We start from the raw sequence: 13,270 nt of genomic DNA, 5'->3' as shown, positions 1-13,270 counted from the left end.
TTCACTGTTATGGCATGTTTTTGCAGCGTCAGCCAGTGGCCAGCCCTTCGCTACAGTGCAAATCTGCGTCATTTCACGTAAGATCCGCGCCAGTTTTTCTCCTCCATTTTGAGCAAGCAGATCCCACCCATGATAGTTGCCAGTCAAATCGAACTGATCCGCGGCGGCCGCAAGCTGCTGGACAACGCCTCCGCCACCATTCACCCCGGCCACAAAGTGGGTCTGGTGGGCAAAAACGGCTGTGGCAAGTCCACCTTTTTTGCACTGGTACGGGGCGAGCTGGCCATTGACAGCGGCACCTTCAGCCTGCCCGCTGGCTGGCAGATCGCAGGTGTCGCGCAGGAGACCCCGGCGCTCGACTGCTCCGCGCTCGAGTACGTGATCGACGGCGACAAGGAGTTCCGCTCGCTGGAAGCCCAGCTGGTACAGGCCGAGCAGGATGACAATGGTCTGCTGGTGGCCGAGCTGCACGGTCGCCTCGATACCATCGGCGCCTACAGCATTCGCGCCCGCGCCGCCGAGCTGTTGCACGGCCTCGGTTTCAGCGACGAGCAACTGAGCTCGCCGGTGCGCAGCTTCTCCGGTGGCTGGCGCATGCGTCTGAACCTCGCCCAGGCACTGCTCTGCCGCTCCGATCTGCTGCTGCTCGATGAACCGACCAACCACCTGGATCTCGACGCGGTGATCTGGCTGGAGAAGTGGCTCAAGGGCTATCAGGGCACACTCGTCTTGATTTCTCATGACCGCGATTTCCTCGATTCGGTCATCAGCCGCATCATCCATATCGAGAACGGCAAGCTCAACGAATACACCGGCGGCTACTCCGACTTCGAACTGCAGCGCGCCGAGCAGCTGGCCCAGCAGCAGTCGATGTACGAGAAGCAGCAGCGGGAGATGTCCCACATGCAGGCGTATGTGGACCGCTTCCGCTACAAGGCCTCCAAGGCCCGTCAGGCCCAGAGCCGCCTGAAAGCCATGGAGCGGATGGAGAAGATCCTGCCCGCCCACGCCGATTCCGAGTTCAGCTTCGAGTTTCGCGAGCCGTCGGCCCTGCCGACCCCGCTGATCGCCATGGAGAACCTCTCTGCCGGTTACGGCGACAAGGTGATCCTGGAGAAGATCAAACTCAATCTGGTACCCGGTTCCCGTATCGGTCTGCTCGGTCGCAACGGCGCCGGTAAATCCACCTTTATCAAGATGCTGTCCGGCTCCAACCCGCCGCTGTCGGGCAAGCTGGAGGTGAGCGCCGGGGTCAGCATCGGCTACTTCGCCCAGCATCAGCTGGAGACCCTGCGCCTCGACGACACTCCGCTCGATCATCTGGCCCGCCTCGCGCCGGACAAATCGGAGCAGGAGCTGCGCAACTATCTGGGCAGCTTCGGCTTTCACGGTGACAAGGCGCTCGACAAGGTCGCCCCCTTCTCCGGCGGCGAAAAAGCGCGGCTGGTGCTGGCGCTGATCACCTGGCAAAAGCCCAACCTGCTGCTGCTGGATGAACCGACCAACCACCTGGATCTGGAGATGCGCCACGCCCTGACCATGGCGCTGCAAGGGTTCGAAGGGGCCATGGTGGTGGTCTCCCACGACCGTCACCTGCTGCGTACCACTACCGATGACTTCTATCTGGTCCACGGTGGCCGGGTCGAGCCGTTCGATGGCGATCTGGACGACTACCACAAATGGCTCGGCGAGCAGGAGAAAGAGGCCAACGCCAAACCGGCTGATGGCCCGGTCTCTGCCAACTCGGCAGTAGCGCGCAAGGATCAGAAACGGCGCGAGGCGGAGTTCCGCCAGCAGACCCGTCCCCTGCGCCAGAAGCTGGAAAAGCTCGAAGCGAGCATGGAGAAGCTGCAAGGCAAGCTTGGCGATATCGAGAGCCAGCTGGCCGACCCCGCCATCTACGAAGAGAGCGCCAAGAACAAGCTCTCCGAGCTGCTCAAATCCCAGGGCCCTCTCAAGGAGCAGCTGGAAGAGGTGGAGCTGGAGTGGATGAGCCTCTCCGAAGAGCTGGAAACCATGGAGCAAGCCTTCTTTGCGTGATGAACAGCTGATGGCCAGTGAGCGGGTCGCGGTCCACGAGTTGCCGACGCCGATCGGCTTCTGGCACTGGAGCGGCAAGGTCTATGGTGAGCGCAGTCAGGATTGGCTCACCGTGCAGACGCAGGGGGGCAACGTCAATCTGGCGCTGCTGCTGTACCGGCTCGATCAACTCGGCATCGTGGTCGATCTCACCGACCTGCAACCGGCGCTGGTGCAGACCGAAACGGTGCTGACCCCGTGGCGCACCCTGCGCCAGAGCGCCAAGGCGCGGCTCGACGAGCAGGAGTATCAGTCGATGCTGGCCCACGAGCTGGAGCTGGAGCGGCTGCAACAGGGTGTCCTGTTGCAGACCCTGCGCAGCCTCTCCCTGTTTCGCGGCAACAGCCGCAATTTGTTGAACTATCTATCGTTACTGGGTGCCCAGCAGGGCCCCCTCAGAGATCTAATATGCTGAGCTACCGCCACGCCTTTCACGCCGGCAACCATGCCGACGTGCTGAAACATGCCGTTCAGGCCCTGATCATCGAGTCCCTCAAGAAGAAGGAGAAACCCTTCATCGTGCTGGACACCCATGCCGGTGGCGGTCTCTACGACCTGCGCGGCGACTGGTCCCAGAAGAAGGCCGAGTATGCCGACGGCATCGGCCGGCTGTGGGACGAGCGGGCCCAGTGGTCTGCCATGGCCCCCTATCTGGGCGTCATCGAAGAGATGAACCAGAACGGTGAGCTGCACTACTACCCCGGCTCGCCCGAGCTCTCCCGCCGCCTCTCCCGCGAGCAGGACAAGCTGGCGCTGATGGAGCTGCACAACAACGAAGTGGACGATCTGCGTGCCAACATGGGCTATGACCCTCGCGTCGCCGTCCACCACCGCGACGGCTTCGAGGGGCTGATCGCCCTGCTGCCGCCGACCCCGCGCCGTGGGCTGGTGCTGATCGATCCGCCCTACGAGCTGAAGGAAGATTACTTCGCCGTGGTCGATACCCTGAAAAAGGCGCAAAAGCGCTGGGCGACCGGCATCTACGCCCTCTGGTATCCGATCCTCGGGCAAGAGGCGGACAAATCCCGCGACATGCTGCGCGCCATCAAGCGCGAGAACTTCGGCAACGTCCTGGTGGCCGAGCTGGAAGTGGCCGGTCAGACTGCCGACTGGGGCATGAACGGCTCAGGCATGCTGATCATCAGCCCGCCCTGGATGCTGGACGAGCAGATCGAAGCGTTCTTGAAACCGCTCTGTGCCAAGCTGGCGCAGGGTGCCGGCGCCCAGTACAAGGTGGAGTGGCTCAACAAGGCCGAGGGTTAATCCCCCGCCCCGCAGTGACCACAAAGTTAAAAAGCAAAAGCCCCGTCACGGGGCTTTTGCTATTGGTGCGGCCGGAGTGTGCAGCAGCCTGAACCTGCGTACCCTATGAGCGGGCAGGCAAATCCTGTTTCAGCGCAACCAGCAACAGGGCCCGCAGGCCAAAGGGCGGAAACAGACAGAGCAGGGAGCAGATAAGGGTGACCAGCGCCGGATGCTCGCTCTTGCGGCGCGCCAGCCGCCAGGCGATGACGCCGACGATCACCATCAGCAACGCAATGAACTGGCCAAGCAGGGTGGCATTGATATTCATGAAAGATCCTTTTTCATGGGCAAAAGTGGATGACCCCGTACTTTATCGCCTTGGCTGCGATTGGCAACCGCTGAACCGCACCGGCAACTCGCCCGTTGATAGGTTCTCTCTATTCCGGCAATAGATGAGAATAGTTTTCATTTAATCTCATTTCGGCGGATACTCTCACCATCAACAAAGGGAGCCGCCATCATGAAAAAGACCATCAGCTTTGCCATCCTGCACTTCGGTGTCGCCTTTACCGTGGCCTACCTGCTGACCGGTGAGCTGCTGACCGCCAGCCTGATCGCCCTGATCGAGCCCGCCGTCAACACGGTCGCCTTCTACTTTCATGACCTTGGCTGGCACAAGCTCAAGCCAAATCACAGCCTGCAGGCCAAGACCAGCAGCTTCGCACTGGTCCACTTCAGCGTCGCCTTCGGGGTTGCCTTCCTGCTGAGCGGCGAGCTGCTCACCGGCGGCGTGATGGCAATGATCGAACCGGCCATCAATACCGTGGTGTTCTTCTTCCACGAGCGGCTGTGGCGCGCCCGCAGTCAGCAACTGGCGCTGGCCTGAGCAACCGGGCAACCCGCCTCCCCCTTTATCGCGGCCACAAAAAACCCGACATTCCGGCCAGGAGTGTCGGGTTTTTCACATCAGCAAAGATCTGTATCTGGATGCATCATCCGATGCCCCACCAACGCCTGTCAGGCTTTCTTGCAGAGTGGGTCAACGATATAGGCACTCTGATCAAACTTCTGCCAGGCGCCGGTGCCGACCCCATCGACCACCAGAATGGAGACCACGCCGAAATCGATAAAGATCCCGAGCAGGGTGGTGGCATCGAACGACTTGGAGACCGGCACTGTCACCGAGTAGCAATCCGCACGCTTGACCGTGATGGTGTAATTCTCTTTCTTCTTGAACGAGGTGATCACATTGCCATGGCCCAGCAGCATATCGTTGACGTAGATCTCCGCATCCGGATCCTGACTGCGAATGGAAACCTGCTGGCTTGCGCCGTTGAACATGGCCGCACAACCGGACAGCGTGATGGCCATCAGGGCCCCGAGCAAAAACCTGAACATATTTTTAGCCTGCTTGTAATTAACAAAAGCCGGCAATCTAGCACGCCACTTGGACCAGCGCGAAACCGCAATGCCGCAGCCCAGCCTGAATGCTTAAAATAGCGACCGTTCCTGACTTTTTTGCACACATAAAAGCCTCAACCTGCAAGGGTTCCCCTCCCCGAGGTGCAACGACAAAACCGCTCGCCAGCACGCACCGCGCCGCAAAAAGTGCTCTGCACCTCTGCTGCATTGCCCAGTAGAGTGTGCTGTAGTAAGCAAATATGCCCTCTTCATTGCTGGAATCTATCGATGAACAAGACCTTGCTTGCCACCCTGCTGTTTGCTCCTCTGCTGGCCAGCGCCGCGACCCCCTCCTTTGACTGCGCCAAAGCCGCCGGGTCGGTCGAAACCCTGATCTGCAAGGATGCCGGACTGGCTGCCCTTGATAACGAACTGGCGGCCCTCTACCCCAAGGCGATTGCCGCGCTCTCTCCCGAACAGCTCAAGACCGAGCGCGCCATGCAACGCGGCTGGATCAAGGGGCGCAACGACTGTTGGAAGGGGCAGGATCTGCGCCAGTGTGTAGAGGATAACTACCTGCTGCGGATCACCGAGCTGCAGATCAGTGGCGGCCAGCTGATGGTGCCAACCCCGGTCAACTACCTGTGCGGCAAGAGCGTCACCCTCTCCACCTACTTCTATAACGATGCCAAGCTGCCCGCCGCGGTGATCAATCTGAGCGAGGGCGACACGCAGCAGCAAGTGCTCGCCTATGAAGCCCCCAGCGCCAGCGGCGCCCGTTATGAAGGGCAAAATCTCACCTTCTTTACCAAAGGGGACGAAGCCACGCTGGAACGTTACGGCCAGCCAACCCTCACCTGCATGGAAAATCCAACCAAGGGCTGAGGCTCATAGGGGCGGCTCGTCTTGCCGCCCCGCCTTGACTAGATGGCGATATCCAGCGGTTTTCCTTCCCGCACAATCCGCAACTTGAGCGACCCCGGCTTGCTGGTGCTGAGCAGTTCACGCACCTTGTCGATCTCGAGGGGACGATAAGCCACCCCGTTGATCTGCTCCAGAATATCGCCGTTGGCCAGACCATAGGGGGCGAGATCCCGTTCGTCGCTGTAGAAGACCTCCAGATGCGCGCCATCAAAACGCACCCCGATATTGCGCAGGACTGGCGGCACTTTTCGCGCCAGGCTGTCGGCGTCGTAGCAGAGCATCATCCGCCCGGGCATGATCGCAAAGCGATTGAAGCGGTTAACAAAATCCAGCCCCAGACCATACTGCTCATTGCTGTTTTCCGACACGCGCAGCTCACCGAGCTGGCGTTCATCAAAGTGCAGGCCGGTGAGGATATGTTCACGCCCCTCCACCATACCGCTGGCATCCACCCCTTTGCGTGGCGTGGCATCTTCGCCAGAGATCGCCTTCTGGCTTGCCATAAAGTCGATAAAGGCATGGTCGGCATAGCTCTGATCGGCCCCGGTATCCAGATACATGCGCACGCTGCTCTCGCCGTGGGTCAGATACACTGCCGGGGAACGGTTGTAGCTATCTTCATAGCCGATGCAACGCTCGAACGTGGCTGCCGACGGTGCCGTCAGCGAAGCTGTTAGCTGATGCTTGTCGCGATCAAACACCCAGTTGAAACGGCGGATGGTGTCGATCCCGAGGATGCCATCGATACGGCTGCCAAGAGACTGGGAGAAGAGATCGAAATCAATAGTTGCCCACAGCTCGCTGTCATCAATGGTGACCGACCCCACCGAGAAGGGCTGCGGCTCAACAAAGCCAAGCTGCTCGCTGCCCAGTTGGCTCGAAACGCTGTTCACAGTGGCAAAATCAGCCTGATAGGCCCTGGGCAATTCACTTAAGGTCAGCGCCTTGAAGCGGCTGGCCAGACGACGGTCGATAAAGGTGATACTGGCCCCGGTATCGAGCAAAAACTGGTACTGCTCACCGGCGATGGTGACGGGGATCAGGGGGGCACTTTCGTAATGCACTGTCAGCACCGGGCCGGGTGCATTGCGCTTGGCGGATGAATCCGGGGCTGTGCAGCCTTGGACGACAAACAGGGCCAACATGGCCAGCGCCACTTTGAACTGCGACTTCATAACTCTCCTTCCCGATAGCAGATGCCCCCGCGACGCCACCACATAATGCTATCTTGTTGATTTATAGATAAATAAGCTACTTCAGCGGGGGAGGTGGACAATAACAAAGAGTTTTATGCTGGTTCAAGCCAGATATGACCATGAATATTCTATGGTGATAGTTCAAGAATGGTTGTTCACGCTATCTCGGCGCGTCATAAATCGTGGGTGACATTTGATTAATTTATTGATCTTGCACAGAAATTCAAAATATTGAGCTTTATCTCCACAGCGCCATGGTTAATATTGCCATTTGGCAACACTTGCCTCGTCGGAGTCTCCCATGAGCCATGCCAACCCCATCCCGTTGGTGAAACGCAGCAGACTGGAGGCTGAAATTCAGGGGCGGTAGCCATGCCGGATGGAATTGATACGCAATGAAGCTCCCACCACGTGCCACTCGACATGCCATTCCCCAATTTCATTGCCGAATAACGATTGGTGACCATGTTAATTACAACCGTTGTCCTATAGAAATCAGCTAGCCAGGTACCGAACATGAGCCATAACAAGCGATATATACCTCTAAACGCCGGCGAGTCCGCCGTCTTGCCTGACGCCAACACCTTACTGCCCCGCGACGAGGTGTACAAACCGCTGGCGCAGATGATTATTGAAGCCGTAAACAAGGCCAAAGCCGCCCAAAACAAATCGCTCAATGAACTGCGCGAACATAGCGCCATATCGATAGATGGTTCGCGCGGCACAGGTAAAACTGCGGTATTGGTTAACCTGAAAAGCTTTTTGAAAGACCAAGATGTCTTGAAAGATGTTCACATCCTCGACCCGGTAGACCCAACCCTGCTGGAAAATGGCGAATCGCTGTTTCTGCACATCATTGTCGCGGCTGTGCTGCATGACAAAGAGGTTAAAGAAGCACAAAAACAACAACCTAACAGATCCCGCAGCCTGAACCAGACGCTGGAAAAACTAGCCCAGTCTCTAGAATCGGTCGAGACCCAGCAACAGCATCACGGCATGGACAAGATACGCGCCATGTACAGCAACAAGCAGTTGGCCGACTGCGTGCAGGATTTCTTCCGTGACGTGCTTGGTTTGCTGGAGAAAAAACTGCTGATCCTGCCGATTGACGACGTCGATACCTCGCTTAATCGAGCTTTTGAAAACCTCGAAATCGTGCGCCGCTATCTGGCCACGCCTCATGTCTTGCCCATTGTCTGCGGCGATCGTGAACTTTACAACGATGTGACCTGGCGCGATTTTCATGGCCGCCTGACCAAGGATTCCCACCATTTATCTGATGCTGCTTATGACAGAGCCGTAGAGTTGGCGGCAGAGTATCAGCGCAAGATCCTTCCATTCCCGCGCCGTTTGACCATGCCGGAAGTCAGCCGCTATTGGCAGGAGAGCGATATCTACTTGCGTGATGATAAACAAGCCGACTTGATGCCGCTGCGCAACTTTATTTCGTGGCTGGAGATTTTTCTGGCAGGGCCGGTAAATGGTCTGGGCGATAGCCAGTTGCCATTGCCGATTCCATCGATGCGCGCGCTGACTCAATTATTGAATCGGTGTCACCAACTGATACCCGCTTTACCTAAAGCCGTCAAAGAAGCTGATTCTGCCTTACAGGTCAAGCGAGCGTGGCAAATGCCGGACGTGCCTGTCAAAGCGATTGAAGACTTTGAAAAGGAATATCAGCAACGACATAAGGACGAGAAGAGGGAATATGGTTCTGCTTATGCCGCATTTGCTAAACTCGCCAAGCCATTATCTACCACCGATACAAATTCAGGCAGGGAAAACGTAGATCGCGGGGCCTGGGTATCAAGCCTAGAAAAACACTTTAAGTTTGAATCTACTGGTGGTGCTGCGTATCTGATTTTACTGGCAAGGAAACATTGGCAGCAATGGCGAGATGCAGAGGCAGGTCAACGCGGTGGCAGCATATTTGACACACCGCTATTCCAGCCACGTATACAAGGCAATGTGAACTATCAGCATTTTGAACGAAATCATGATCTATCTGATTGGGAAGCATCATTGAAAGAAAAACTGCCGAAAGTATGGTTTCGGGATTTGTCAGGATTAAAAACTATCCTGCCATACCCGCTTGCCGAGGTCGGTTGCAATATAAATGGAGATTTGCAAAAGCAACTTACCTACAGCCACAAAGAAAATAATCACGACTGGCTGGCTGCACTTGGTAGGGTCTCAACGGAATTAACTTCAAATGAATCGCTCTCACACGATGCTGGGTTCTTGCTGAATTTACTGGCAGAATATTATTTCTATACGCCAACGGGTCGCACTTTTGTACTAAATATTGGGCGTATTTTCGAACTAATTATTGCCAGCCTGCTTGGTGAGGTCGAATTAAGCGACCTACAGCGAATTCTTCACTCAGCACCATTTTTCTCTGCCAAATCACAAGTACAGGATATTGCGGTTTCAGACCAGAAAGATGTTGATGGTGGAAACGAGACTGCTGAGGAAGGCAATGACGAAGATACAGTAAACCCACTCGACATGGTCCTGAGTAAACTGCAGGTGGCAATTGCAAAATGGCGCAAAGATTATGCCATTGAGGAACTGGATGTCTCGCCTTGGCTGATCTACAAGGTGTTCGAAAAGGTTTACACCATGGCATCTAATAATGGTGATTACGGGAACGGAGAGGGTAGTCTGGCTATTGCCTTGAACAAGGCTGGATTGGTGTTTTATGCGACTTGGTCGGCATTTGGCAGTTTTGAGAAAGGAAGTTTGTTTGGTTTGCCAGAATTAGTTACTGGTGTTGGTTTGCATTCAGTAAAAAACTTCGAGAGTAATGACCATTTCAAGATGAATATTGGCCATCTTGCTCCACATAAACAGCATCTATCTAGGGGCTCGACTTCTGCGGATGCTCGGCAGATGTTTGCTAAAGCAACCCGAACCATTTCGGGTGTGTTAGCCAGCCATCCTTTGCGTCATTTGATTATTGATCCAGTAATGGATGCTATTCCTAAACAACGCTTGGAGCCACAGTTAGCTGCTTTGAGAAGTGCTCTGAAAATCGGAACTATCACCGATGGGCGGATTAAGGAGGGGGGAACTCCCCACCAAAAGAGGGAGATAGGTGCCCACCAGGTAACTGATGGAGCTACCCAACCCAAGGAGTTCTTAATCAAAAAATTAGGAATGAGGGCTGGCGCGGAAGATACCTTTGAGAAACGTGTTCGTGAGAATGCCAAGAGAAAAACCTCGGAGGAGAGAGAAAGTATACTATCAGAAATGCGAAATCAATTTGGCGCAGATAATTATTGGACGAAGACATTTGCTGCAATTTGTGCCGGTTTCCCCCCCCAAACACAACTTAAACCTTCTGATGAGCAGCCAGTAAGAACAGAGCAAAAACATCCATCTCAGACGTTGACACTAGATCAACAATCAGACCCTGAGCAGGAACCAGCGTAATGCTCCAGCGTACCCTAACTGAACATGCCGCCGAGTGTTTTTTTAGCGATCAGCGGTTGGCTGGATTACTCTGGGACACATTACTCACACCCTCGGATGCTCTGGAGTCTGACCGCTGGCATCAACTGCAAGATGATTTCTACCATTTTCTGGTCGAGGGAATAGAGGCGCGTTATCCGCGCGAGCACCGGCTGACCGATGTGCGACAGCTGATGGGGCGGATGCTTGATGGTCATTTGCTGCTGACACCCACCCTGCCTTGGCTGAACGAGCTGCAACAGCGGCTATTGCAGCGCAATGGCGACTTGCTCTGCTACCGCGAAGGTGAAATTCAGGCTTATGTACGACTGGCGGCAGGGATGGATCCGACACTACTGGCCGGTTGGCACTTGGCGCAGTGGCTGGATGAAATGCCGCAGCCACAGGCGCACGATATTCGACGTGTCGTGTCCGCGCAGACTGCATTTTTCGCCCCTCCCGGCAACCCATCGCTGCCGTTTGCTGAAGGTCATGTGCATTTCTGGGGAGTCACAGCCGATAGCGCGATCCTCGATGACTATCTGTTGGCTGGACAGTTGCTGAATCTGGATGGCAAGGCGAGTCGGTGGCAGTGCGAACAGTACAACAGTCTGCAGCCCCTGCTGCACCGTGCGCGGCAACTGCTGGTGTTGTTGCTGGAACCATATCATCCGGATGCTTGGCCGCAGCATTTGGCGCGGCTCAATCTTGCCATGGACACATCTATCCGCAAGCCGGACTGGGATTTGTTGGCTACCAGCCTGTCTGCGGCCAATCTTGGTAGTGCGGATTGGTTACTGGGTGAGTTCGCAATGGCGATGGACAGTGGTGAGGCTAATCGCTGGCTGTGGCTGTATGTCTATCTTTGCCGTCGCTACAACGAGCAGCACACCCACCCACTGCAACGTTCCGCCATTTTGTGTTTCTGGCAGACCGTCAATCAGCTGCGCCGCAGCCTGATCATGGATGGCCAAGGACTGACCCGTTTTGCCGAGCGCTACTATCAATCAGCACTTGGTCGGGGCGGCGACTATCAAGGAAACATTCGCAGATTGTGGGTAGGTCAAGCTGATCTTGCAGAAATCAAGTCAGGGCCATTGGCATTCAAGCCTAAGTTAGTTGGTGACATTGCGCGTGGTCTGATCGCGAACGCTAGTTTGTCCCTACCAAAGCCCCCATACATTTTTGGCGAATCTGATATCAAGCTGGATATGCAAGCATTGGCCACCATGCAGGCGATGGAACGCCGGCAATTCTGTGGCCATTTCTCACGCTCGAAAACTCACCAACAAAACCAGCGCCCAAAGCCAAATAGCGAAAAACTATGGCAAGACGCAAACACCTTGATGGGCAATCTGCAAAGTGCGTCCGGCTGGAATACGCAAGAGTTTCTGGGTGGAAAGCTGAACCCGAATTTCCATTTTCAGCCTGCCAGATGGTTTCGTGGGCTGGATGTAGCAGGGGATGAAAACGCGCTGAAAATCGAGTGGTTTGCTCCGGTGCTGCGCTGGCTGCGTAGCGGCTTCAAGACACTGCCCGATGGCGAGGGGGCTAGCACCGGCTTTCACCTGAGCATTCATGCTGGTGAGGATTACGCCCATCCGGCATCGGGTATGCGCCATATCGACGAGACAGTGCGCTTTTGTGAGATGCGCGAAGGCGACCGACTGGGACATGCACTGGCGCTCGGCATAGTGCCGAAACAGTGGGCTGCCCGACAGGGCGAGATGCTGCTGCCACTGGACGAGCATCTGGATAATCTAGTCTGGCTGTGGCATCACGCCAGCGTGCTGAGCTGCGTACTGCCGCTGGCGCAGCAGGTGTTACCCTTGTTCGAGCGACGCATTGCCCGGTTTTGGCGCCGCTCGACTTGGTGGCAAGCGCCCGATTTAATGGCAGCCAACGATGGCTGCGGCTGCGACGGCAACAAGTCTGTCGATCCGCTGGCCGATTTCGAACATGCCCCTTTGCGTGATGTCACGCCGAACGATCTCTATCAGGCGTGGTATTTGCGGCGTAATTGCCATTTCCGTCTGAACTCGTTGAGTGGTGCCTGGCCGGTCGATTCCCGCGAGCTGTCGGCCTTGCCAGATCATCAAGCATTGAGTGAGCAACGCACGCTGGCCAGCCAGCTGTATCAGGCTCGGCATAGATGGCTGGATTCGCTGACAGAAGCGCCGCTGGTCATTGTGCGCATGGGTGACGAAGCGGCGGCTCATGTCGGGTTTGTGCCCAAAGGGAGTGCCAGAGTGGGTCACAAGGTTGATGAAGGCATGTTGGAAGATGTGGACACGCCGGCAGAGCTGGAGTTTATGCACGCGCTACAGGATTGGCTGCTGACTGAATATGACAAGCTGGGGCTGATCATCGAAGCCAACCCGACCTCCAATGTATATATTGCCCGATTGCAATCACACGCCGAACACCCGATTTTCCGTTGGTATCCGCCGGACGAATCGGTGCTGGAGCAAGGAGCGGAAGCCAACCTGTTCGGCCTGCGCCGAGGCCCAGTGCGCGTGCTGGTGAATACCGACGATCCCGGCATTATGCCGACCACGCTGCGCACCGAGTTCTTGTTGCTGCGCGAAGCCGCACTTGAACTGAAAGTTGGCCGCACCGTGGCCGAACGCTGGCTGGAGACTTTACGCCAGTACGGGCTCGAGCAGTTTCATCGCAATCATTTACCGGTGTTTGAACCGGTTTAAGGGGAATTTAATGACAGAAAAAAAACCACCAAGGCAAATTACCAATTTTGATGAATTAACTCAGATGTATAGCTTTCATTCCATAGCGTTAAAAAACAAGGCGCGGGAAAGTTACTGGTTACGTTATCTTTTTCGTCGGCTTCCACTGTTTTCCGGGGTTGGTCTGATTTTCTTTGGTGTTTGCCTAGCACTAAATAGCTGTTCCGAATAGTAGATCACTGGAGGAAGGGAACTCAGTCCAGTTTGTGCGATCTCATTAGTCGCCAA

10 protein-coding genes are annotated in these 13,270 nt (G+C 55.8%); 7 read left to right on the top strand and 3 right to left on the bottom strand.

Annotated elements, in window-relative coordinates:
• Positions 1-129 precede the first annotated feature (129 nt).
• The 3 genes from OKC27_RS15470 to OKC27_RS15460 are packed head-to-tail and all read left to right on the top strand — an operon-like array spanning position 130 to position 3,342.
• Entirely contained in the window at positions 130-2,040 is a 1,911-nt protein-coding gene (locus OKC27_RS15470; protein ID WP_139409248.1) for an ABC transporter ATP-binding protein, read from the top strand.
• Positions 2,033-2,494 (top strand): DUF2390 domain-containing protein, encoded by a 462-nt coding sequence (locus OKC27_RS15465; RefSeq protein WP_270806440.1) that lies wholly within the window; start codon positions 2,033-2,035, stop codon positions 2,492-2,494. The genes OKC27_RS15470 and OKC27_RS15465 overlap by 8 nt, the downstream gene beginning before the upstream one ends.
• Positions 2,488-3,342: a 23S rRNA (adenine(2030)-N(6))-methyltransferase RlmJ gene (locus tag OKC27_RS15460; RefSeq protein ID WP_139707526.1), complete on the top strand. Its 855-nt coding sequence runs from the start codon at positions 2,488-2,490 to the stop codon at positions 3,340-3,342. The genes OKC27_RS15465 and OKC27_RS15460 overlap by 7 nt, the downstream gene beginning before the upstream one ends.
• A 103-nt stretch (positions 3,343-3,445) precedes the next feature.
• On the opposite strand, the gene OKC27_RS15455 is transcribed toward OKC27_RS15460, so the two are convergent.
• On the bottom strand, positions 3,446-3,652 hold the full coding sequence (locus OKC27_RS15455) for a hypothetical protein (protein ID WP_270806439.1): 207 nt from the start codon (positions 3,650-3,652) through the stop codon (positions 3,446-3,448).
• A gap of 192 nt (positions 3,653-3,844) precedes the next feature.
• Between OKC27_RS15455 and OKC27_RS15450 the strand changes: the two genes are divergently transcribed.
• Complete coding sequence (locus OKC27_RS15450; RefSeq protein ID WP_042059134.1) at positions 3,845-4,210, top strand: DUF2061 domain-containing protein; 366 nt, start codon at positions 3,845-3,847, stop codon at positions 4,208-4,210.
• Positions 4,211-4,341: 131 nt separating this feature from the next.
• On the opposite strand, the gene OKC27_RS15445 is transcribed toward OKC27_RS15450, so the two are convergent.
• Positions 4,342-4,722 carry a hypothetical protein gene (locus tag OKC27_RS15445; protein WP_042059136.1) on the bottom strand — a complete coding sequence of 127 codons (381 nt, stop codon included), beginning with the start codon at positions 4,720-4,722 and terminating at the stop codon, positions 4,342-4,344.
• Between the two features lie 291 nt (positions 4,723-5,013).
• Between OKC27_RS15445 and OKC27_RS15440 the strand changes: the two genes are divergently transcribed.
• Complete coding sequence (locus tag OKC27_RS15440) at positions 5,014-5,610, top strand: MliC family protein (RefSeq protein WP_270806438.1); 597 nt, start codon at positions 5,014-5,016, stop codon at positions 5,608-5,610.
• Positions 5,611-5,648: 38 nt separating this feature from the next.
• Here the strand turns inward: OKC27_RS15440 and OKC27_RS15435 are convergent, their stop codons facing one another.
• Entirely contained in the window at positions 5,649-6,824 is a 1,176-nt protein-coding gene (locus OKC27_RS15435) for a retropepsin-like aspartic protease (protein ID WP_270806437.1), read from the bottom strand.
• A 537-nt stretch (positions 6,825-7,361) separates the two neighbouring features.
• On the opposite strand from OKC27_RS15435, the gene rdrA reads away from it, so the two are divergent.
• A complete protein-coding gene (gene rdrA / locus OKC27_RS15430; RefSeq protein WP_270806436.1) occupies positions 7,362-10,280 on the top strand; it encodes an antiviral RADAR system adenosine triphosphatase RdrA in 2,919 nt (972 codons plus the stop codon).
• Positions 10,280-13,003 carry an antiviral RADAR system adenosine deaminase RdrB gene (gene rdrB, locus OKC27_RS15425; protein WP_270806435.1) on the top strand — a complete coding sequence of 908 codons (2,724 nt, stop codon included), beginning with the start codon at positions 10,280-10,282 and terminating at the stop codon, positions 13,001-13,003. Before rdrA ends, rdrB begins: the two co-directional genes overlap by 1 nt.
• The last annotated feature ends 267 nt before the right edge of the window (positions 13,004-13,270 follow it).

It is taken from the genome of Aeromonas sp. QDB62 (assembly GCF_027705695.1).
In the GTDB taxonomy this organism is placed as follows: domain Bacteria; phylum Pseudomonadota; class Gammaproteobacteria; order Enterobacterales; family Aeromonadaceae; genus Aeromonas; species Aeromonas allosaccharophila.
The sequence above is the reverse complement of the archived record's forward strand: the minus strand, read 5'-3'. Positions and strand labels throughout refer to the sequence as shown.

What these genes read in the sequence shown, in the direction of transcription:
- OKC27_RS15435 (WP_270806437.1), bottom strand. Translation starts at nt 6,824, where the DNA reads ATGAAGTCGCAGTTCAAAGTGGCGCTGGCCATGTTGGCCCTGTTTGTC.
- OKC27_RS15445 (WP_042059136.1), bottom strand. Translation starts at nt 4,722, where the DNA reads ATGTTCAGGTTTTTGCTCGGGGCCCTGATGGCCATCACGCTGTCCGGT.
- OKC27_RS15470 (WP_139409248.1), top strand. Translation starts at nt 130, where the DNA reads ATGATAGTTGCCAGTCAAATCGAACTGATCCGCGGCGGCCGCAAGCTG.
- OKC27_RS15440 (WP_270806438.1), top strand. Translation starts at nt 5,014, where the DNA reads ATGAACAAGACCTTGCTTGCCACCCTGCTGTTTGCTCCTCTGCTGGCC.
- rdrA (WP_270806436.1), top strand. Translation starts at nt 7,362, where the DNA reads ATGAGCCATAACAAGCGATATATACCTCTAAACGCCGGCGAGTCCGCC.
- OKC27_RS15455 (WP_270806439.1), bottom strand. Translation starts at nt 3,652, where the DNA reads ATGAATATCAATGCCACCCTGCTTGGCCAGTTCATTGCGTTGCTGATG.
- rdrB (WP_270806435.1), top strand. Translation starts at nt 10,280, where the DNA reads ATGCTCCAGCGTACCCTAACTGAACATGCCGCCGAGTGTTTTTTTAGC.
- OKC27_RS15450 (WP_042059134.1), top strand. Translation starts at nt 3,845, where the DNA reads ATGAAAAAGACCATCAGCTTTGCCATCCTGCACTTCGGTGTCGCCTTT.
- OKC27_RS15460 (WP_139707526.1), top strand. Translation starts at nt 2,488, where the DNA reads ATGCTGAGCTACCGCCACGCCTTTCACGCCGGCAACCATGCCGACGTG.